Origin of the sequence: Enterocloster citroniae, assembly GCF_040545455.1 — a bacterium.
GTDB lineage: Bacteria > Bacillota > Clostridia > Lachnospirales > Lachnospiraceae > Enterocloster > Enterocloster citroniae.
In genome coordinates, this window is the sequence record NZ_JBEPLZ010000006.1 from 253,268 (window position 1) to 272,594 (window position 19,327).

Here is a 19,327-nt window from a genome sequence, read left to right on the forward strand (position 1 = left end):
TGCTTACTATAATAGTAGACGTTTATGATCAGGGTTTTTCCCCATCATAATATAACCTTCAGGAGGTTTTTATGAAAAAAATAGTATTAACCGGCGGCGGTACTGCCGGACACGTCACTCCCAATCTGGCTTTGATCCCCTCTCTCAGGGAAGCTGGCTACGAAATCAGCTATATCGGCTCCTATCAGGGCATGGAGCGTAAACTCATTGAAAATGCAGGCATACCTTATAATGGCATATCCTCCGGAAAGCTGCGCAGGTACTTTGACATTAAAAATTTCTCCGATCCATTCCGTGTGATCAAAGGCTATGGCGAAGCCCTGCGTCTGTTAAAGCGTTATAAACCGGACGTGGTTTTCTCCAAGGGTGGCTTTGTGGCAGTCCCTGTGGTGCTGGCTGCCAAACACTATAAGATTCCCACCATTATCCATGAATCAGACATGACTCCCGGACTGGCAAATAAAATCTGCATTCCCTCCGCTGCCAAAGTATGCTGTAACTTTCCTGAAACTTTAAAATATCTTCCGGAAGACAAAGCCGTCCTTACAGGTTCACCGATCCGCAAGGAACTGTTGCAGGGGGACCGGCTGTCAGGGCTGTCCTATGCACATCTTGGCGCAGATAAGCCTGTTCTCCTGATCATCGGCGGAAGCCTTGGATCTGTAACTGTCAATCAGGCTGTCCGCAGCATCCTTCCCCGCCTTCTCGCCGACTATCAGGTAATACATATCTGCGGCAAAGGCAACCTGGACGAAAGTCTGATCGGTACCGCCGGATATGTACAATATGAATATGTAGATGCCCCATTAAAGCATCTGTTCGCAGCTGCCGATATTGTCATCTCCAGAGCCGGAGCTAATTCTATCTGTGAGCTGTTGGCACTGCGCAAACCTAATCTTTTAATTCCTCTTTCCGCTTCTGCCAGCCGCGGAGACCAGATCCTCAATGCCAATTCCTTTGCAAAGCAGGGATTCAGCAAGGTTCTGGAAGAGGAGGCTATCTCTGATAATACCTTGTATCAGGCCATTGACGATTTGTATCACCAACGCAGTACCTATATACAAGCCATGGAACTAAGCAGTCTCAACAATGCAGTGGAGACTGTTACTTCCCTCATTGAATCATGTGTGAAATCATCTTAAGGCCAGTTTTCATCTTGCAGTAGGGTTTCCAGGTATTTCCTAATACGGCTGACCCGGGAATAGCATGCTTTTTCCGTAATGTTCAGGATCTCGCATACTTCTTTGGTCGGCCTCCCTTCGATCAACTTTAAAGCAGCAACCTGACGCCAGTTTTCAGGCATCTTTTCAATTTCCACCAAAAGTGCCTGACATCGCTCTTTACTTACCACAAAATCCGATAGGTTTGCGGCCTTGTCATGGGATGGAAAGTCTTCAGTATTGTAGGCTTCCTCATCCAACTCCCCATAGCTTCTCCGCTTCATTCTGCGGTGATAATCCATACAACGGCTTTTGAGGATCTTGATCAGCAGCATCTTCAGATTTTCCGGCGGCAAATCAAGGGAATAATCATAACGGGCATATGAGATAAATGTATCGTGCACCACATCATCAATGTAATCAAAAGGAATTTCATTGAGATAGGCTATCTTCTTCAAAACATACTGGAATTTCAGATACATTTCCTCAAACTTCTTTTTATCTTCAGCATCCATCTTCTTATCCATACTCTATTAATCTTTACAGCCCGCTCTTAATTTGTTCCGCAGTCTGAACCAGTTCTTCCGGTGTTGCGTTGCCGGGTATCCAGCTTACGATCGATGGGCCATTCTCGTACCTGGGAATCACATGCATATGGAAATGAAATACAGTCTGTCCGGCCGACTCTCCATTGTTCTGAACCAGATTAAATCCGGTACAACCAAGGGACTTCTTCATTGCAGCGCCAATCTTAGCACCCAACGGAAGTATCTTTGAAGCAGTCTCTTCATCCAGGGTACATACATCTGCAAAATGCTGTTTCGGCAGAATGAGTGCATGTCCTTTGGAAGCCGGACCCAAGTCCAGGATCACCCGAAACTGCTCATCCTCGTACAGGGTAGTTGATGGAATTACCCCGTTTGCTATTTTACAAAAAATACAATTGTCATCTGTCATATTGAAAGTCCTCCTTCTGCTGTGATCCGCACAGCTTTGTTTCTATTCTTCCATATAAAAGCCCCTGGCAGCACGAGGCCTCCGATACAAAAGAATACTCAAGATGAAGCCGGAAATCAGCCCTCCTATGTGTGCCCAGTTATCTATACCCGTGGCCGTAAAGCCGTGGTACAGGGTCAAGAGGATCATAAAGCCCAGCTGTCTGTTCGTAAGTCCATCCAGCTGTCCGTGATTAACTGCAACCACATAGACCAGACCGCCTACCACCCCGAAAATAGCGCCGGAAGCCCCAGCCGACACTGCCGCGTATCCTTTTTCCATATGAACAACTATGGAAATGATATTTGCGAAAATGCCGCTGGCCATGTAAAAAAAGAAATATTTTTCATGACCAAGGGCCTGCTCCATTCTCTCTCCCAACACAAAGAGGACCAGCATATTGTTCATCAGATGGCTGGCCCCAAAATGCAGGAACATGGAAGTAAGTAGCCTGTAATACTCTCCACGCATGACAACCAGAGGTTCATAAACGGCTCCGTGCTTCATCATGAACATAGTGTCTTCCGTGTCACCGATTAATTCAAACAAAAGAAAGACCATTACATTAACTGCTATTAATGCAATATTAACATATGCCTTATCCCTTTCCCTGTATGTACCCATCGGTTTTCCTCACATCATCAATGATATCTTATCTTAACATACTTTCATTGTCTTGTTAAGTGGGTACATTGCATATTAATTAGATTTATCATCCCCCTCCATACGTTTTTTCTATGATCTGCAGCTAATATTACCATTATTTTCCATCATAATTATTGGAATTGTATATAAAATTGATTATTCAGGTAAATATATATCCTATATCAGCAATAATGATCTCATCTCCAACCTCGATCACGGCAGTCTCATTGGCATCTAAAAGTTTTCCTCTGACCCTGGTCCCATTGGTGGAATTAAGGTCCGTGACCGTATATGTCCCTCCATCCTTATCGATTCTCAGGTGAAAACGGCTGACCGTATCCTTCTGAAGGACATAATCCGCCAGATTTTTATTTTTGCCTATGACAAAGGGGTAGTATGAGATGACTATTTCATCCTCCTCGCCTTCTATGGAAGTCAAGCGCCGCAATTCGTTCTCCGTCCTGCGGCCTGTGAGAAGAGTTGTGCGCATGGTTTCCTCATTGTCATGACCAGGGAAAGTATTGGAATATTCCACGGTCTGCTTTCCACTGCAGGCATTTATGGTTTTATCCTCCCCACTTGTCCTCTGGTCTGTCCCGGATAAGGGATCTGATTCATCCTCATATAGGATCCTCCACATCCCTTCATCAGCCTCGTCTTTCTGCCTCCTTGGCTTTACCGCCTCCTGAACCGGCTGTATCTCCCTCATTTGTTCGTTCCGTCCCTTTTTCCTCCCCCCAACCAGCCAGAACGTCAAATCCATTGCCGCAATTGCAAACAGGATCCCCCCGTCCCCACAGATAAGGATAAAACGAAGCTCCCTTACTGCATTTGGTCCCCTGAGCAGCCACAGGGCAGCCGGAATCAGGACAACAACAGACATCCAAATGATAACCTGCTTCGCAATTGGAATTTTCTTTCTATTATCCCGTTCATATCCTCTATTACACTCCTTCTGTCCTGGGCTTTCTTCCCATCCTGCCCCTGCCTTCTTTCCAAAACCCAATGCTCCTCCAAAGCCTGATGCTCTTCCAAAACCTACCGACCATTCAGAATCTGACATTCCATTGTCTGGCGTCCCAAAATCTGCTGTCCCAAAATCTACTGTCCCCTCCCTGCTGTTCTTCTCCCCTTTTCGCTCCTGTTTTACCCAGTCTGTCTGATTTCCCCATCCGTTCCCGCCTTCTGGCTGCCTCTGACCTTGCCCGGACAGTTCCTGAGAGGATGTTCCATCCCTATTTTCTCCGTCCAGGGAAATAAATTTTAATATGTCCTCTATGCCGTAGTTGTCCTTCAGGCTCTCCTGATACATGCCGTAGGCGAGAACCACACATTCGCGGTCTTTGTGGTTCACACATTTGAGAATATACTGTAAAAAACGGCTTAACTGTTCCGGAAAATCTCCCCTGTGTCCCGGAACCAGGCACAGGCTGATGCCAAAAAGCTCCGGTTCCACGTAGATCAGATCCTGATTTAACAAAATCCCCCCGTCACTCAGCAGATATTCCTCCATCCTCATCAGGGTTACATGCAGCTGTATCACAATCTGGCATATCTCATCTCTGGTGATGGAACGGGTTTCCAGCAAACGGCTCAGGGGCTGCCTGGAAGTAATATCATAATAGTAGAGGGGGGTTCCATCCTGATACCTGATATGCATATGCATCAGCCCCCGGATTTCATTGCCTGCCAGCATTTTTGCCTCATATCCAGCCTCTGCTCCCATATCGGGAGTGACCACCAGATAATTGTACTTTATCTCACGCCTGTAGCTAATTTCCATCCTCTTCCCCCAGACCCTCGATCAAGGTGATCTTTCGCAAAAACATCTCCGGCCTGAACCTCTTTCCCTGGATTTCATAACTCCAGCGCCCGCCCTGTCCTTTGCCCGACACCCGTATTCCCCGCTGGCTCAGCCCAATCTTATATTCTGAAAATGTCATCGGGTTCCCCATATACCCCTCCGCCGCGGATGCCGCCCCATCCAAATCCAATCCTTTTTCATGCCGCCCCTTTTCTACCGCTTCATGGAGGCTTATCATACCCACGGTCTCATCCCGCATATACCCGGCCTGCCGGATCATAACGGATAAGGAAAGAAGCACCATGGCCATAATACATGCTGCTTCCACTGTAAAACTTCCCTCAACCCATTCCCCCGGCCGGTTCATAGAAACATCACCCCGATTCCGCCAGGAACCAAAAACGGCAAAAAGGGTACGGAGCGTCTGCGGACATTCTGCCCTGCACAAACTCCCTTTATGACCAATATACCGCATACCAAAAAGCAGCATGTTAATCCTCCCATCAAAAGAACAAAATTTCTGAAAAATCCCAGATATAGCCCTGATACGGAAAAAAACAATCCATCACCTCTCCCAATAGCTCCCCGGGTCATTGCTGACAAGAGAAGCATCCCCCCTCCCACTGCCATTGCCGCTCCTACGTCCAAGATGCGCCTTGCTGCAAATCCCCATAGATCCACTGACTCCCAATCCCCGGAAAGGGCATTAATTTCCAGGAACAGCTCCACTCCCCTCAGTACAATGCCCGCTGTTCCAAATATAACAAACACGCTGACCCGTATCCTGCGCTCTCTGCAGTCCTGAAAAGCCGTAACTGCCAAAACCATAAAGAAGCCGCTTCTGAGCATGATCTCAACTGCCCTCATCCCATTTGATATTCCATCCATATCTATTCTCCTCCGCAATATGAACACGCCCCCAGATGCTCCGCCTGTGAAAGGGGAACCGCCTGAACATATGCTATAATGGAAGCGCATGTCTTTGATAAATGGTAACTGGTTCCATAGGGCATGACATATACCATCCCCCCCTCCGATCCTGTTTTACATGTCTTACACGGTGCATACCTTGCCCCCGACTGGTTGCGCAGGGAGTCCACCTCACCGGCCGCCACTGCCTTAAGATCATTATAAAGATAATGGCATGTCCTCCTCCTGTGAAAGCGGGTAGAGTTTTTGCCAATATAAACCGTTTCATCCTCTTGTCCGCCGGACATTCCCCCATCTTTGTTTCGTCCTCCGTCCGCTCCATTCCACATCCTGCGGCTGCACACATGCTGCACCGGAACGCTGTCCAGACCCAATACGGAAAAAGGAAGCTTCATCCTGTACTTCATCATAATGTGCACCATATCATCTGTCCCAATATCGGTCCCATCAAATGATACTAATTCCACCCAATTTCTGTCGATCTGTCCCAGGATTTTCATAGCCGCATACCCGGATGCCAGAAGGGCGGTCACTTCCTCCCCATCCGTCCGTTCTGTATCCACCTGATCCTCATCCCCTGATAAAAGGCAGTACTCCACATACGCATACTGGCTCAGTTCCTCCCCCACGGATTCCACCACGGCCTGTATCTGCCTTTGCCGGTTTATCATTTTCATAGGCATCATCATGCAGATACACACGAACAAAAACAGGGGAAGGCACATGGCCGCTTCCAGGGTAAGACTTCCGGCCTCAAAACCGGAGGCCCATGATAATGCCCTTTTTTCACAGCATAGAGCTTCATATACAAGGATTCTTCTATTGTTTCGTACTTGGAGAGGTGCGAATTCTGTTTGTTTCTTAAAGGAATTATGCGCTGAATAAAAGGCTGCTTGAAAAAAGGGCATCATCATAGGCCTCCTTTCCGGATTTTGGATCGTTCAGATAGCTGCCTGATACGCCTATACGCGTTTCATACCCGGGTCCCCTGTCCCCCATTTGGCTTTTCCACAACCCTGCTGAAAAAAATACATGTTTTCCACTGACCGTGGCTTCCATTTCCACATTACATGCACAGCGCTCCATGGAAAACCCGCTCTGCTTCTTTCCTATATTAATCTCCATGACATCCATCATGCGGTACACCAGATCCGCTTTGTAACTGCCGAATATAAGAATACGCATATATCCCTTATAACTCAGTCCTCCTGTTTTTCCATCCCATGATCCCATATCTCCCAGACCTCTGTTCTTACCTATGGAAAGCAGCTCATCCAAGCTCAGTCTCCAGTCCTCCCTGGTTTTTAACACAGGTACTTTTCCGCCGTCTAACAGGCATCTCACATCCATGAGAGCTTCCCCCAACGCCCATACGGACATGATTAAAAATGCAGTCAGCGAGACAAGGGGAAGCACACCGCTTCCTCCCACAATAGCCAGCGCCAGACTACGCGCTTCCTGGCGCTTACCGGGATCGGAGAAAATGTGGATCAGGTTCATGCCTTCCCTTAATGCCACCAGACGCGAGATAACTCCGGCCAGGTTCTCCCTGTCCCCGTCTGCCCCATGGACAATATATTCCAGTTCATAAAATCCCTGGTCCTGCATTTCCTTTTGAAAGCCCTTGAAAAACCGTATATCATATTCACCTACCAGAAGGCGCTGCAGCAGGTTTTCTGCCCCGATCAAAAGTCCCTCCCTGCCAGCTTCATCTTCCCTCATTACTGATGCTGAGGGCACTGTGTCCAGCGAAAGCTTCCTGCCTGAAACCACCGTCCCTTCCGGCAGGACCAGCTCCAGGATCCCTCCTGATACCAGTCTCCCCACCTGCTCCAGGAAATCCTCCTTTTCTTTATCCTTAACTCCAAACTCAATTCCCAGGGAAAGCATGGCGTATCCGCTCCAATGAGCCGCCACAGGCCGCCACAGCGCCGCCTCATCCAGTTCGTCATCTTCATCCTCCGGCTCCCAGCTGTCTATATAGTCCATCACATCCTCGGCCATGGAAATGGCTCCTCTGATCCACTGGATCCGGTCAGGTCCGTATTCCCTGAGACGCACCACCTCCCGGCGGCGCTGCCCGTCATGGGATACGTAGGATTCATACTGAGCGATCTCATCCTCAAATGCAGCCTGAACCCCGGAACTTAATTCCTGTCTCTCATTCTCAAACTGTTTGCGGCTTTCCCCCAAACGTTCAGCCAGCTGATCCGCCTTTTTTTCATAAACTCCCACCAGTGCGGGCAGCTTTTCCAGCTCCCTGCACATGCGCTCCGCCTGGGAAATAAATCCGGAACCATCCAGCCATTCCAACGCTTGTCCGGCCCGGGACCAGCATTCACTCTGGGATTTCAGTCCGTCATCTATCTTTTCCAGAGCCTTCTCCAGCTGGACCGCTTCTTTGGAATGGGCTGTATAGAGGCCGGATACCCGGCTTACACTTCCTCCCTCTTTCCATGTCTTAAAGAGTGCATCCGCCCCTGATTCATCCAGCTCATCCCAATCCGTATCCAGCAGGCCATATTTCATATAGTCCAGGATTTCCTGTTCCAGATACCGTCCCTCTCCCTCTGTAAGGGCAATGATATCCTTTGCCTCCGTGCAGGATATCTTCATGGGATACCAGTTCTGTGCGTTCATATAAGGGGTAAGAAATTCCCCCAGCTCCCTTTCCAGGGTCTGGGGACTGTCATACTCTAACCCCAGGATCCTGTATTGCTTCCACAATTCCCTGTGGTACTGAGCCATAAGGGAATCCATGGACGAATCCACCGCCATCCTGAGATAGCATCTGGCCCCTGCTGTCCGGACGGATTCCGCCATCCCGCACAGCAGGGCGCAGACACTTACCAGGATCATGGCGAGAAATACGGTGATCTCACCCTTCTCCCCCATTAATACACCTCTTTCGACTGGCTGTTGACCTCCTTAAAAATATTTTCCAAAAGCGTTATGATCTGTTTCTTAAAAATGATCACAAGACCGATGAGCACCACCAGTACAAGCACCAGCTCGATCACTCCAACTCCCTGCTCTTCCCTGAAAAATGCCCTCAGCTGCTCTCTAAGTTCCATACACTCACCTCTCTCCTCCTATGAACTGTTCTCATTCCCCATATGCCCTACCCAAATTCCATTAATGCGGGCACCGCGATCATGATCATTACAACAGATAACAGCATGAACAGCGGCAGCAACAGCCTGGTTCCGGCCTCCTCCCCCAGTCTTCTTGCCTGGTGTTTTCTCTGCTCAAATGCCTCTGCCATCTCCAGCTTTAATGTATCCCTCAGGTTCTTTGAACCATTCTTCCTGTTCTGCTCCAAAAGTCCGCTGAGCTTAATATAGGACTGCAGGCCGCACCGTCTGCCAAATTCCACAAACGCCTTCCCCTCAGATACACCGCTCCTGATCTGGCAGCTGGTCTCATACATTTCCCTGTATACATGCCTCGGCGTTCTTCTTCCCGATGCAACCATGTCCTGATACTCGAATGCGATCTTATCCCATGCCGTCCTTATACTCATTCCGGCACCCAGAAATATGATGAGACGGGACAGGATTTCCGGATAGTCCAGCGTCATCTGCTGCTTCCTTACTTCTTCCTTTTTTTTGATATCCCTTTTCTCTTTTAAACTGAACATGCATGCTGCCGCTGCTCCCAGGCCTGTCATAGAGAAAAAGGAGGATCCCTTCCTGCTGCTGTAGCTCAGGCTCCTGCCCTGGAATGAATCCGGCAATTTCATTGTCTCCTGGGTATTTTGACGTTCATCCTCATCATACAGTAAATTTAAGAAGGCCTTGCGGACCTGTTCCTGCTCTGTGAGCAAAGGCGGTTTTACTTCTATGGATACAGCGTATTCTTCCGGCCACCGCCCCTCTGTCATGCGGACTCTCAGGCATACCTGGCTCCCCTCATCATCCAGGCTCTCATTATTTACTTCCCCAAAGGAATTAACAAGCTCCGGACTGTCGGACTCCCATCTGAGACGGACGCCGTACTGATTCAGGGATGTGATCAGATCCAAGTTGCTCCTTACATCCTTCAGCGAACCGTTATCAGCCAGTATATACCCGGGAAGCTGCTCCATAATGGCTTCATAAACCCTGTGGGCTTCTTCCCTTGTATAAGTGCGTTCCGACAGGTTGAGATCCAGCGCCACCTCATCCGCTTCAAGTCCCCTTACCAGAAGCTGATATGGCGTATCCCCCTGCCCATAAGAGTTGCGTTTAAGGATATATCCCTGGGCAAGGTCCTGCTCCATCCCTGCCATAAGATGAGCCACAACTCCCAGAGCAAGCCCCAGGGTCACACACATGAATTGGCTTTTCCATTTCCTCCGTTTGTCCCATTTCCCCCATTTGCCCACCCCCCGGCTCACAAACCTTATTAAGGTGTTCTCCACCTGATCCATCACCCCATTTGTTATGTCTTTATTCTCTACACCTCAATCTCCAATATCTTTTTCGCCAGGACCAAAGCTCCTGCATATACTGCCAGGCAGGCCGTCATGATGCATCTTCCCATAACAGTCTCATACATCACCCGGAAAAAACCCGGTGAGGTAAAATCTATGTAAAGAATGATCAAAAATGGAATCCCGTTCATGATCTTCTGCTCAAATACCCTGGATGCGGTCATGGTGTGGATCTCCTCCTGTACCTGCACCTTATCCCTGATAATCCCGGCCGTGTAATGAATGATTTCCACCAGCTCCCCTCCGCTCCTTCTGGCAGCTGCAAATACCTGGGCAAAATTATCCACGTCCTCAAGTCCGCTTCTGGAACCAAACTCCATAAGAAGCTGTTCCGGCTGTCTGTTCATTCTGACCCCTGCGCTGAGAATGGTAAACTCCCGTGTGATCATCCCTTCCTTCCCATACAGCCCTTCCAGTTCGGCCACACTCATGGCCAGCCCGTTTTCCAGGGAGTATCCGGCTCCCAAAAATGAGGCCAGAACCAAAATTGCTTCCTTAAACTGAAGCCCCAGCTGCCGGGTCCGTTCCCGCTTCAGATCCATTTTTTTATAAACAGGATAGAGCAGGCCTGCCGGAAGCAATATAAGAAACATTGTCATGCTTCGATAAAATGTATAGGCTGTCAATCCACAAACCGCCAGTCCCCATGCACCGTACAGCAGCCACTCCCGTGGAGACAGCCGGTAGCGCCGGTAGTCTGCGGACCGTCTGTTTCCCGAATTAGGCCCCGGCCCAATCCACCGGCCCTTCTTTTGTCCTGTCACCGTTTCATCCCGTCTTCCCCTCCTCCCTCCTCTGGCAATATCCTGCTGCTCCAAGCTTTTCCCTGTACGTGAGCTCTCCCCTTTTCCTGAGAATCCCCTTCTCCCTGTCATATTCGTACAATGGTTCCAGTTCCACTTCTCCATTCCTGCATTCCCCAATCTCTGTGATACTTAGTACTTTCCTGCTCCCGTCCCTGAGTCTTCCCAAATGGATCATCACATCCAGCGCGGACGCGATCTGGCTCCTGATGGCAGCCAGGGGAAGCTCTGCTGCCATCAGCACCATGGTCTCCAGCCGGCTGATCATATCCCTTGGGCTGTTGCCATGTCCGGTGGAGAGCGACCCTGCATGCCCCGTGTTCATTGCCTGAAGCATGTCCAGTGTCTCCTTTCCCCTGACCTCGCCCACAATGATCCTTGATGGATTCATCCTAAGGGATGCCCGGATCAGCTGGCTCATGGTTATCTCACCTTCCCCTTCCGTGTTGGCGTTCCTGGTCTCCATACGAACCAGGTTGGGCACCTGGGTAATCTGGAGTTCTGCAGAATCCTCAATGGTAATAACCCTTTCGCCGGTGGGGATATACGCTGACAATGCGTTTAAAAAGGTTGTCTTTCCCGAATTGGTCCCCCCGCTGATAAACATGTTATATCCTGCTTCCACCAGTTTCTGAAGGAACTCCGCCCCCTCCCGGGTAACCGCGCCAAAACGGATGAGCTTCTCCATGGTAATGGGCTCGGGAAATTTGCGGATGGTTACAGCCGGACCGTCCAGCGACACGGGAGGCAGCACCACATGGACTCTGGAGCCGTCTTCCAGCCTGGCATCCACAATGGGCGAGGACACATTGACCACCCGGTTGACCCTGCCCACGATCTGCTGGATTATGTCCTCCAGCTGTTCAGGCTTTTCAAACCTGCCCTTCCAGAGTTCCACCTTACCGTTTCTTTCAATGAATATTGTTCCTGCCCCATTGACCATGATCTCGGACACAGACCTGTCATCAATCAGCTCCTGCAGAATATCCAGGCGGCGGAAGCTGTCATAAAGGCTTCCTCTCAGCCAGATCCTCTCTTTTAAAGGAAGATAGATTCCCTGCCCCATGTCACGGATCGCAGTGTCAATGCGCTCCAGCAATTCCTGGTCATCCATATTGCGGCATTCTGTAAGCTCCTCCATGATCCGTCCCCGCAGTCTGGCGCGTACCCCATCCCGGTTCCTCCCGGTTTCCCTTTCTGCTCCGTTTTCTGCTTCCCGTCCGGAAAGGCTCCCTGATTCTGCCCGCCCTGATTCTGCCCATTCTGATTCTGCCCGCCTTCCTGCCTCCTCCCTTCCGTACTCCGCATCAATCCTGTTGCGGACCTCCCGGGCCGCCTGACGCCTGCTGTCTCCAACTGCCTTTCTATCATGGGCCACTGTCAGCAAATACCTCCTTTATCTCCTAGTGCGCTCTTAAAATTTCCTGGTACGTCTTGTAACCGGGGCAGGTTGGGCGATTAATTCCTCAATTAATAGCGGCGGAGAAAATCCCCCTCACTTTGTTAAAAGCTGCCGTACAAAATCCCCCAATTCCCCAAACAACAGCTGTTCCAGATACCCCTCCCGCCGGATGACGCTTCCCATCCTTGGAAGTTTCAGCTTCTGTATCCGCTCCCTGACGGACCCGTCATCCGCCGCTTCCAGATACTCCTCAAATTCCTCAATCTTGGCAGCTGAAACGCAGTCCTCCCTGACAGGCATGTAGACAACATCACACACGGACAGGACCGGCAGCGCCCCGCGCCCCATCTGCCCCACATCCACCACCACCTTGTCGTATCCGCTCTCACGTGCAATGCGGTCTATGAGCATAGCCATCTCCTCCGGCGTTACCTGGCTTAGATCCTCCCCATACCGCACCGGAGGTATGTAGTCCATACTCCCCCAGTTGTACACCATGGATTTCAGGCGCATCCAGTTATATGTCCCCTGCCTGTAAAGATAAAGCACATCTGACAGGTCGGCCCTGTAATCGCCGCACACCAGCCTGGAAAATCCTGAATACTCCTCCAGATTCATATACAATACAGCCTCCTGCCGGGCCATCTGCTGGCACATGGTAAGGGCCAGGGATGACTTTAAGCACCGGTTTACAGGGGAATAGATCCCTATTACCACTGCCCTTGACCCCAGAAGGGCCAGGGCGGGCTCCATGGGCTGACTGCAGTAGCGGGCCATGACCTCCCTCATCACGCAGTCCCCTGACTGGTACTTATAGATTGCCGGAAACTCTTCCTTCTCCTCCACCAGCTCTCCCTGGCACAACACCATGATCTGCTTCGCTTTTACATCCCTTACCAGCTCCCTCGCATCTTCATCTGCCAGAAGGATCTCTATCACATGTTCCTCACCGTACTGACGGAGTTTTTCCACACTGGAAAACGACATGGCCGTAAAAGGTATCTTCTCTTTTTGGTTTACATAATCAGCAAACCGTTCCCCATAGGACGGGTCCATCCCAAATACTGCCAAAACCCTTATCATGAATTTATACGCTGCCTCCCTTCAAAATCCCGGCGCTCCGGGAAACTCTTTCCTAAGTTTCCGGAGGAGGCCGGTTCTGACACTCAGTCATCCTTTCCACAAGACCGTAAGTAAAGTGCCTGCAAACAGACAGGCTCCCAGCGGAATCACGCAGGCATTCCCGTCCCTTTGGGGACAATAATATGGTTCAATGTTCTTACTTTGGAGCATCCGCCTGATATAGGCTGATAAATACAGAAACCTTTGAAAAACGCTGCCATGAAGCAGCATCTTGCCAAGAGCCAGAACAGCTCCCAGACATAACCCGGCCGCAATGGCCCTTGTTCCATCCCTCATTCCCATATAAGCGGCAATGAGTCCCATTACCTTAATATCCCCTGCCCCGGTCATACGCAGTGCAAAAAAGGGAAATCCCAGTCCCCACACAAGGACCATCCTGCCTAAAAAACCAGCCCCGGTCCACAGGATCAGCGCACCGTCCAGACCAAGACCCAAATGCCCTGTTCCCAGTCCCAAGTGCCCTGTTTCCGGTATCAAGTGTCCTGTTCCCGGTAATAAGTGCTCCGTTCCCGAAAAAAAGCAGGTGCATCCCAGACCCAGAACCGCGCCCCACCCCGCTGCCTGATTGGGTATCCGATGTTCCCTTACATCCCAAAATGCGCAGCAAGCAAGCACGGCCAGCAGTATGCAGTCAGACAAAATCCCATACTTCCCCCTTTCCATTTGTAAATTTGTTTGTTCCTGTTCCTTTGGAAATTCCTGTCCGATCCGGACAGATCACTTACACTTGATCACCTAGATTGTTATAAAAAAGAATGTCTTGAATGTTGTTCCATTATGAGTGATATTAATGAAAATGTCAAGGGTAAAATTTGAGTATTTCACAGCTGATCACCTTGACCTTCCCCTGTATAAATGGTAAAATAAAGTTGGTTCAAATTTTTAAACCAAAGGAGGAATGGCAGATGACAACTGCCCGGGAACTTCAGGAACGTTTCCACCTATGCATGCCTTTATTCATCGCCCTGGGGGATGAGATGCGTCTGTCCATTGTGGAAGTACTGACAGAGGAGGCCATGGGCCCGGAACGTCCCACCGGCCCTGTTATCTTTGAAGATCATGCCCTGAACGTAAATGAGATCACCCAGCGGACCAGCCTGTCCCGCCCGGCTATCTCCCATCACTTGAAGATTTTAAAGGATGCGGGACTTGTGGGTGTGCGCCAGGAAGGGACAGCCAATTATTATTACCTCACCCTGAGGGAGTCCAACCGGAAGCTTATGGAGCTTGGTTACCGGCTGGAGGAATTCATGTATTAAATTCCTGCACATGCATAAGATGTCATTTTCCAGATATACTATTTCTATCAATATCTGGGAGATGAACAATATGTTTGATATTTTAAAAGCAGTCAGGGAAACAGCCGCGGCCAAGGCCGGCGCTGTTCCATCCAGAAAGCCGGCAAAGCTCCGGCCGGAACTGATCCGTCTGCGGTTCGAGATCGAGCGTACCCAGTGTGCCATTGACGCTGCCAGAAACCATTTTGAGCAGGCCGTGGACCCCACACTGATCGACTGCTACATTTACGAACTGAATGCCGCCCAGCTGCGGTACCAATTTTTACTGCGTAAATTCAAAAGCCAGGAGGATTAATACTCCTGGCACGCACCATAGAACAACTAAACTAAAAGATTGCGAGGAAAACAACATGAGCACCTGGTATGAGCGGGGAGTATTCTATCATATGTATCCCCTGGGGATGACGGGAGCCCCTAAACACAATGACCCGGCCAAGGCAGCAGGCCGTTTTAAAGAACTGTTTCAGTGGATTCCCCACATTAAGTCACTTGGATGCAATGCCATCTACATAGGGCCGCTTTTTGAGTCCACCAGCCATGGATACGATACCAGGGATTACAAGCTGGTTGACCGCCGTCTGGGGGATAACCAGGCATTTAAGGATTTTGTTAAGCAGTGCCATGATTCCGGCATCAAAGTGGTGGTGGACGGAGTGTTCAACCACACGGGCCGGGAATTCTTTGCTTTTAAGGATATCCAGGAGAAAAAGTGGGATTCTCCTTACAGGGACTGGTACAGGGGGGTCAGCTTTGACTGGCAGAGCCCCTGCGGCGATTCCTTTGGATACGAGGCCTGGCAGGGACATTTTGAGCTTCCGTGCCTGAACCTGCCAAACCCGGAAGTCAGGTCTTATCTTTTTGATGTGATCCGGTTCTGGGTGGATGAATTTGATATAGACGGGATCCGGCTGGACTGTGCCAATGTCCTGGATTTTAATTTTATGAAGGAGATGCGCAGTGTTACATCCGGCATGAAAGATGACTTCTGGCTCATGGGTGAAGTGATCCACGGGGATTACAGCCGCTGGGTCAACCAGGAGATGCTTCACTCCGTTACCAATTATGAACTTCACAAAAGCCTTTATTCCGGCTTTAATGACCATAATTTTTTTGAGATCGCACACAATGTACGGCGCCTGGAAGCCATCGGAAGGCAGCTTTATACCTTTGTCGACAACCATGATGAGGACAGGATCGCCAGCAAGCTGGTCTTAAAGGAGCATCTGTTTCCCATCTATCTCTGCCTCTTTACCCTTCCGGGCATCCCTTCCATCTATTATGGCGGAGAATGGGGCGTGGAAGGCAAAAGGAGCAATACCAGTGACGAGGCCCTGCGCCCTGCGTTTTCCATGGACCAGGCGGATGAACTGCACTGTGAGCTCACGGATTTCCTGTCAGCCATGGGCCGCATCCATGATGGGAACCAGGAGTTTCACGGCGGACGTTACCAGGAACTGCTGCTGACCAACCGGCAGTACGCATTTGCCCGCCACGGGGAAGGTTCTGTTATCATCACGGCAGCCAACAATGATGACAACGAAGCGGAGCTTGATATACCCGTACCCATCCAGGCATCGGAGGCCGTCAGCCTTCTGGAGGAAGATACCATCCTGCCCATCACAGGAGGAAAGGTTCATGTTAAATTAAAGGGCAACCGGGGGGCTGTCCTGAAAATAAAGGGGGATAAGTGATATGGCAGTTAATAAACGCAATCCGGGTACCAAGAATCCGTCTGCTCCGGCAGCATCCGCCGCAAAGAAGAAGAAAACCCAGATCACCGGATTTATCTCAGACCTGGACTGCTATCTGTTCGGAGCCGGCACCCACTATGATATCTACCAGAAGCTGGGCGCCCATCCCAAGACCTATAAAGGGAAAGAGGGCATCTACTTTGCGGTGTGGGCGCCCCATGCCAGGGAGGTTCATCTGGTTGGCGATTTTAATGGATGGAACCCCGAAGCCAATCCCATGACAAAGATACCGGACTCCGGCATCTGGGAATATTTTAATCCGGGAATGCAGATGGGAGAACTCTACAAGTTTGCCATCACCACGGAATCCGGCAAGATCCTTTATAAGGCCGATCCCTTTGCCTTCAGCGCGGAATACCGCCCCGGAACCGCCTCCGTCACCACGGATATACAGGGTTTTCACTGGACAGACAAGGACTGGATCGAAAAACGCGCTGCCCAGGATGTGCAGAAGATGCCCATAAGCATCTATGAGGTCCATCTGGGTTCCTGGCGCAAGAAGAACCGTGAGGAAAAGGATGGCTGCTATACATATACGGAAGCTGCCCATGAGCTGGCCGCTTATGTCAAGGAGATGGGCTATACCCATGTGGAGCTGATGGGGATCGCGGAACACCCCTTTGACGGTTCCTGGGGCTACCAGGTCACCGGATATTACGCCCCCACATCCCGGTACGGAATGCCCAAGGACTTTATGTATTTTATAAATTACCTGCACCGCAGCGGGATCGGGGTTATCCTGGACTGGGTGCCTGCCCACTTTCCAAAGGATGCCCATGGACTGGCTGATTTTGACGGTGAGCCCCTCTTTGAATATTCGGACCCGCGCAAGGGGGAACACCCGGACTGGGGCACTAAGGTGTTTGATTACGGAAAGAATGAGGTAAAGGATTTCCTGATCAGCAATGCGCTCTATTGGGTGGAACAATACCATGTGGACGGCCTGCGGGTGGATGCGGTGGCCTCCATGCTGTATCTGGATTATGGCCGCCAGGAGGGCCAGTGGGTTCCCAACAAGTACGGCGGCAACCAGAACCTGGAAGCCATTGAATTTTTTAAACACCTGAACACCGTGGTGCAGGGACGCAACCACGGAGCCCTGGTGATCGCTGAGGAATCCACGGCATGGCCCAAGGTCACCACCCATCCGGAGGAGGACGGGCTTGGTTTTACCTTTAAGTGGAACATGGGATGGATGCATGACTTCCTGGAATACATGAAGCTGGACCCCTATTTCCGCAAATATAACCACCACCGCATGACCTTTGGACTCACCTATTTTACCAGTGAAAATTATATCCTGGTACTATCCCATGACGAGGTGGTGCATTTAAAATGCTCCATGATCAACAAGATGCCCGGTCTGGACCAGGACAAATTCTCCAACTTAAAGGCCGGATATACCTTTATGATGGGACATCCCGGCAAGAAGCTGCTGTTCATGGGCCAGGACTTTGCCCAGGTTCATGAGTGGGATGAGAAGGTGTCCCTGGACTGGTATCTGGCTGACCAGGGTGATCACAAAGAGCTGCAGGATTACGTTAAGGACCTGCTGCATTTATACAAGAAATATCCCGCCCTCTACCGTTTGGACAATGATTGGAACGGGTTCCAGTGGATCAATGCCAATGACGGGGACCGCAGTATCTTCAGCTTCCTGCGCAGGGATGAGACAGGCAAAAAGAACCTGTTGTTTATCATCAGCTTCACACCGGTGGAACGGCCGGATTACAGGGTGGGCGTTCCCAAACGAGGCAAATACACCCTGCTGCTGGACAACATCCACGGCGCCTATAAGGCATCGGAAGCCCCCGGCTTCCAGTCCTCCAAAGGCGAGTGTGATGGGCAGCCATATTCATTTTCCTATCCTCTTCCCCCATACGGAACAGCTATTTTCCGTTTTTAGGAAATCATAAGGAAATATTGTCATATAAGGCCAAAAAGTACGTTAAAAATTTATCAAATTGGGTATGTACTTTTTGACCTTGTTGTAGTAGAATAAAGGCAGTGCGATGGGTATTATGTCGCAGCACCGTTTATAATGTGTGGAAGGAGAGTGTAATTATGGCAAAACAATTAATTTCCAGTAGCGAAACAAAATCCGTTTACCGTGACGGAAACACTGCCATCAAGGAATTCTGTGAGGGCTTTCCAAAGGCTGAGGTATTGAATGAAGCACTGTGCAACGCGCGTGTGGAGTCCATCGAAGCCCTGAACATCCCGAAGGTTCTGGGGGTATCTGTTGTGGATGGCAAATGGTCCATTATCAAGGAGTTTGTTGAAGGCAAGACCCTTCAGCAGCTGATGGATGAGAATCCGGATAAGCTTGAGGAGTACATGGATAAGATGGTGGATCTGCACCTGCTGATCCATGCTCAGGCATGCCCACTCCTTAATAAGTTAAAGGAAAAGACCATCCGCGCCTTGAAATCAGAGGAGCAGCTGGATGATAACCTGCGCTACGAACTGATGACCAGACTGGACGGAATGCCAAAGCACACCAAGCTGTGCCACGGCGACTTTAACCCAACCAATATCATTGTGGGCGATGACGGCAAATGGTACGTGATCGACTGGGTACATGCTTCCCAGGGCAATGCAAGTGCCGATGTTGCCAGAACCTACCTCCTTCTCTCCTTAAAGGACAAAAAGAAAGCCGAGATGTACATGGATCTGTTCTGTGAAAAAACAGGCACAGAGAAACGTTATGTACAGGGATGGCTGCCCATCGTGGCCGCCGCCCAGCTGGTTTACAAACGTCCTGAGGAAAAGGAACTGTTAGAGAGTTGGATTAATGTATTTGAATACCAATAAAATCTGCTTACACATTATTTAGGGTTCAAAAAGGCCCCCGGGAAGGAATTTCCGGGGGCTTTTTTCGCTGTAATATTAACTAATTATATTTGTATATTTTTTACATT

20 protein-coding genes are annotated in these 19,327 nt (G+C 49.9%); 6 read left to right on the plus strand and 14 right to left on the minus strand.

Translation table 11 applies throughout. From position 1 onward, the window contains the following. Positions 1-71: 71 nt before the first annotated feature. Positions 72-1,142, plus strand: coding sequence for an undecaprenyldiphospho-muramoylpentapeptide beta-N-acetylglucosaminyltransferase (murG, locus tag ABID13_RS10560; RefSeq protein WP_048930094.1), 1,071 nt, complete (start codon positions 72-74; stop codon positions 1,140-1,142). On the opposite strand, the gene ABID13_RS10565 is transcribed toward murG, so the two are convergent. From ABID13_RS10565 to ABID13_RS10630, 14 genes are all read right to left on the minus strand, one after another. Continuing rightward, positions 1,139-1,687, minus strand: coding sequence for an RNA polymerase sigma factor (locus ABID13_RS10565; protein WP_048930095.1), 549 nt, complete (start codon positions 1,685-1,687; stop codon positions 1,139-1,141). The two genes, murG and ABID13_RS10565, sit on opposite strands and share 4 nt — an antisense overlap. Before the next feature lie 13 nt (positions 1,688-1,700). Then, entirely contained in the window at positions 1,701-2,117 is a 417-nt protein-coding gene (locus tag ABID13_RS10570; protein ID WP_048930096.1) for an HIT family protein, read from the minus strand. 42 nt (positions 2,118-2,159) lie between these two features. Continuing rightward, complete coding sequence (locus ABID13_RS10575; protein WP_048930097.1) at positions 2,160-2,780, minus strand: rhomboid family intramembrane serine protease; 621 nt, start codon at positions 2,778-2,780, stop codon at positions 2,160-2,162. A gap of 181 nt (positions 2,781-2,961) precedes the next feature. After that, positions 2,962-4,584 carry a DUF6382 domain-containing protein gene (locus ABID13_RS10580; RefSeq protein WP_048930098.1) on the minus strand — a complete coding sequence of 541 codons (1,623 nt, stop codon included), beginning with the start codon at positions 4,582-4,584 and terminating at the stop codon, positions 2,962-2,964. After that, positions 4,574-4,972, minus strand: a complete 399-nt coding sequence (locus ABID13_RS10585) for a hypothetical protein (protein WP_082082465.1) — start codon at positions 4,970-4,972, stop codon at positions 4,574-4,576. Before ABID13_RS10585 ends, ABID13_RS10580 begins: the two co-directional genes overlap by 11 nt. Continuing rightward, a complete protein-coding gene (locus ABID13_RS10590) occupies positions 4,969-5,493 on the minus strand; it encodes a hypothetical protein (protein WP_048930099.1) in 525 nt (174 codons plus the stop codon). The genes ABID13_RS10585 and ABID13_RS10590 overlap by 4 nt, the downstream gene beginning before the upstream one ends. Before the next feature lie 2 nt (positions 5,494-5,495). Next, entirely contained in the window at positions 5,496-6,212 is a 717-nt protein-coding gene (locus ABID13_RS10595) for a hypothetical protein (protein WP_242849256.1), read from the minus strand. Between the two features lie 193 nt (positions 6,213-6,405). Beyond that, on the minus strand, positions 6,406-8,430 hold the full coding sequence (locus ABID13_RS10600; RefSeq protein WP_048930100.1) for a DUF5702 domain-containing protein: 2,025 nt from the start codon (positions 8,428-8,430) through the stop codon (positions 6,406-6,408). Continuing rightward, on the minus strand, positions 8,430-8,609 hold the full coding sequence (locus tag ABID13_RS10605) for a Flp1 family type IVb pilin (protein ID WP_007871233.1): 180 nt from the start codon (positions 8,607-8,609) through the stop codon (positions 8,430-8,432). Before ABID13_RS10605 ends, ABID13_RS10600 begins: the two co-directional genes overlap by 1 nt. 47 nt (positions 8,610-8,656) lie before the next feature. Then, on the minus strand, positions 8,657-9,937 hold the full coding sequence (locus ABID13_RS10610; RefSeq protein WP_048930131.1) for a type II secretion system F family protein: 1,281 nt from the start codon (positions 9,935-9,937) through the stop codon (positions 8,657-8,659). Between the two features lie 35 nt (positions 9,938-9,972). Beyond that, complete coding sequence (locus tag ABID13_RS10615) at positions 9,973-10,827, minus strand: type II secretion system F family protein (RefSeq protein WP_416390427.1); 855 nt, start codon at positions 10,825-10,827, stop codon at positions 9,973-9,975. Further along, the gene (locus ABID13_RS10620; protein WP_227161434.1) at positions 10,778-11,953 is read right to left on the minus strand and encodes a TadA family conjugal transfer-associated ATPase; all 1,176 of its coding nucleotides are present in this window, start codon (positions 11,951-11,953) and stop codon (positions 10,778-10,780) included. The genes ABID13_RS10615 and ABID13_RS10620 overlap by 50 nt, the downstream gene beginning before the upstream one ends. 354 nt (positions 11,954-12,307) lie before the next feature. Further along, positions 12,308-13,297: a P-loop NTPase family protein gene (locus ABID13_RS10625; protein ID WP_048930101.1), complete on the minus strand. Its 990-nt coding sequence runs from the start codon at positions 13,295-13,297 to the stop codon at positions 12,308-12,310. An 87-nt stretch (positions 13,298-13,384) separates the two neighbouring features. Continuing rightward, complete coding sequence (locus tag ABID13_RS10630) at positions 13,385-13,996, minus strand: A24 family peptidase (protein WP_242849257.1); 612 nt, start codon at positions 13,994-13,996, stop codon at positions 13,385-13,387. Positions 13,997-14,262: 266 nt separating this feature from the next. On the opposite strand from ABID13_RS10630, the gene ABID13_RS10635 reads away from it, so the two are divergent. The 5 genes from ABID13_RS10635 to ABID13_RS10655 all read left to right on the plus strand — a co-directional run bounded on the left by ABID13_RS10635 (position 14,263) and on the right by ABID13_RS10655 (position 19,220). Further along, the gene (locus ABID13_RS10635; RefSeq protein WP_007871208.1) at positions 14,263-14,616 is read left to right on the plus strand and encodes an ArsR/SmtB family transcription factor; all 354 of its coding nucleotides are present in this window, start codon (positions 14,263-14,265) and stop codon (positions 14,614-14,616) included. A gap of 70 nt (positions 14,617-14,686) precedes the next feature. Further along, complete coding sequence (locus ABID13_RS10640; RefSeq protein WP_007871201.1) at positions 14,687-14,950, plus strand: YaaL family protein; 264 nt, start codon at positions 14,687-14,689, stop codon at positions 14,948-14,950. Positions 14,951-15,005: 55 nt separating this feature from the next. Beyond that, positions 15,006-16,346 (plus strand): alpha-amylase family glycosyl hydrolase, encoded by a 1,341-nt coding sequence (locus ABID13_RS10645; protein WP_007871192.1) that lies wholly within the window; start codon positions 15,006-15,008, stop codon positions 16,344-16,346. A gap of 1 nt (position 16,347) precedes the next feature. Next, positions 16,348-18,312 (plus strand): 1,4-alpha-glucan branching protein GlgB, encoded by a 1,965-nt coding sequence (gene glgB / locus ABID13_RS10650; protein WP_048930103.1) that lies wholly within the window; start codon positions 16,348-16,350, stop codon positions 18,310-18,312. A 158-nt stretch (positions 18,313-18,470) separates the two neighbouring features. After that, on the plus strand, positions 18,471-19,220 hold the full coding sequence (locus ABID13_RS10655) for a phosphotransferase family protein (RefSeq protein WP_007871187.1): 750 nt from the start codon (positions 18,471-18,473) through the stop codon (positions 19,218-19,220). Positions 19,221-19,327: the final 107 nt, after the last annotated feature.

Coding starts and splice junctions, on each gene's coding strand:
- ABID13_RS10620 (WP_227161434.1), bottom strand. CDS start 11,953: ATGGAGGAGCTTACAGAATGCCGCAATATGGATGACCAGGAATTGCTG.
- ABID13_RS10580 (WP_048930098.1), bottom strand. CDS start 4,584: ATGGAAATTAGCTACAGGCGTGAGATAAAGTACAATTATCTGGTGGTC.
- ABID13_RS10575 (WP_048930097.1), bottom strand. CDS start 2,780: ATGGGTACATACAGGGAAAGGGATAAGGCATATGTTAATATTGCATTA.
- murG (WP_048930094.1), top strand. CDS start 72: ATGAAAAAAATAGTATTAACCGGCGGCGGTACTGCCGGACACGTCACT.
- ABID13_RS10625 (WP_048930101.1), bottom strand. CDS start 13,297: ATGATAAGGGTTTTGGCAGTATTTGGGATGGACCCGTCCTATGGGGAA.
- ABID13_RS10635 (WP_007871208.1), top strand. CDS start 14,263: ATGACAACTGCCCGGGAACTTCAGGAACGTTTCCACCTATGCATGCCT.
- ABID13_RS10565 (WP_048930095.1), bottom strand. CDS start 1,687: ATGGATAAGAAGATGGATGCTGAAGATAAAAAGAAGTTTGAGGAAATG.
- ABID13_RS10600 (WP_048930100.1), bottom strand. CDS start 8,430: ATGGGGGAGAAGGGTGAGATCACCGTATTTCTCGCCATGATCCTGGTA.
- ABID13_RS10590 (WP_048930099.1), bottom strand. CDS start 5,493: ATGGATGGAATATCAAATGGGATGAGGGCAGTTGAGATCATGCTCAGA.
- ABID13_RS10595 (WP_242849256.1), bottom strand. CDS start 6,212: ATGAAAATGATAAACCGGCAAAGGCAGATACAGGCCGTGGTGGAATCC.
- ABID13_RS10655 (WP_007871187.1), top strand. CDS start 18,471: ATGGCAAAACAATTAATTTCCAGTAGCGAAACAAAATCCGTTTACCGT.
- glgB (WP_048930103.1), top strand. CDS start 16,348: ATGGCAGTTAATAAACGCAATCCGGGTACCAAGAATCCGTCTGCTCCG.
- ABID13_RS10645 (WP_007871192.1), top strand. CDS start 15,006: ATGAGCACCTGGTATGAGCGGGGAGTATTCTATCATATGTATCCCCTG.
- ABID13_RS10585 (WP_082082465.1), bottom strand. CDS start 4,972: ATGAACCGGCCGGGGGAATGGGTTGAGGGAAGTTTTACAGTGGAAGCA.
- ABID13_RS10605 (WP_007871233.1), bottom strand. CDS start 8,609: ATGGAACTTAGAGAGCAGCTGAGGGCATTTTTCAGGGAAGAGCAGGGA.
- ABID13_RS10570 (WP_048930096.1), bottom strand. CDS start 2,117: ATGACAGATGACAATTGTATTTTTTGTAAAATAGCAAACGGGGTAATT.
- ABID13_RS10640 (WP_007871201.1), top strand. CDS start 14,687: ATGTTTGATATTTTAAAAGCAGTCAGGGAAACAGCCGCGGCCAAGGCC.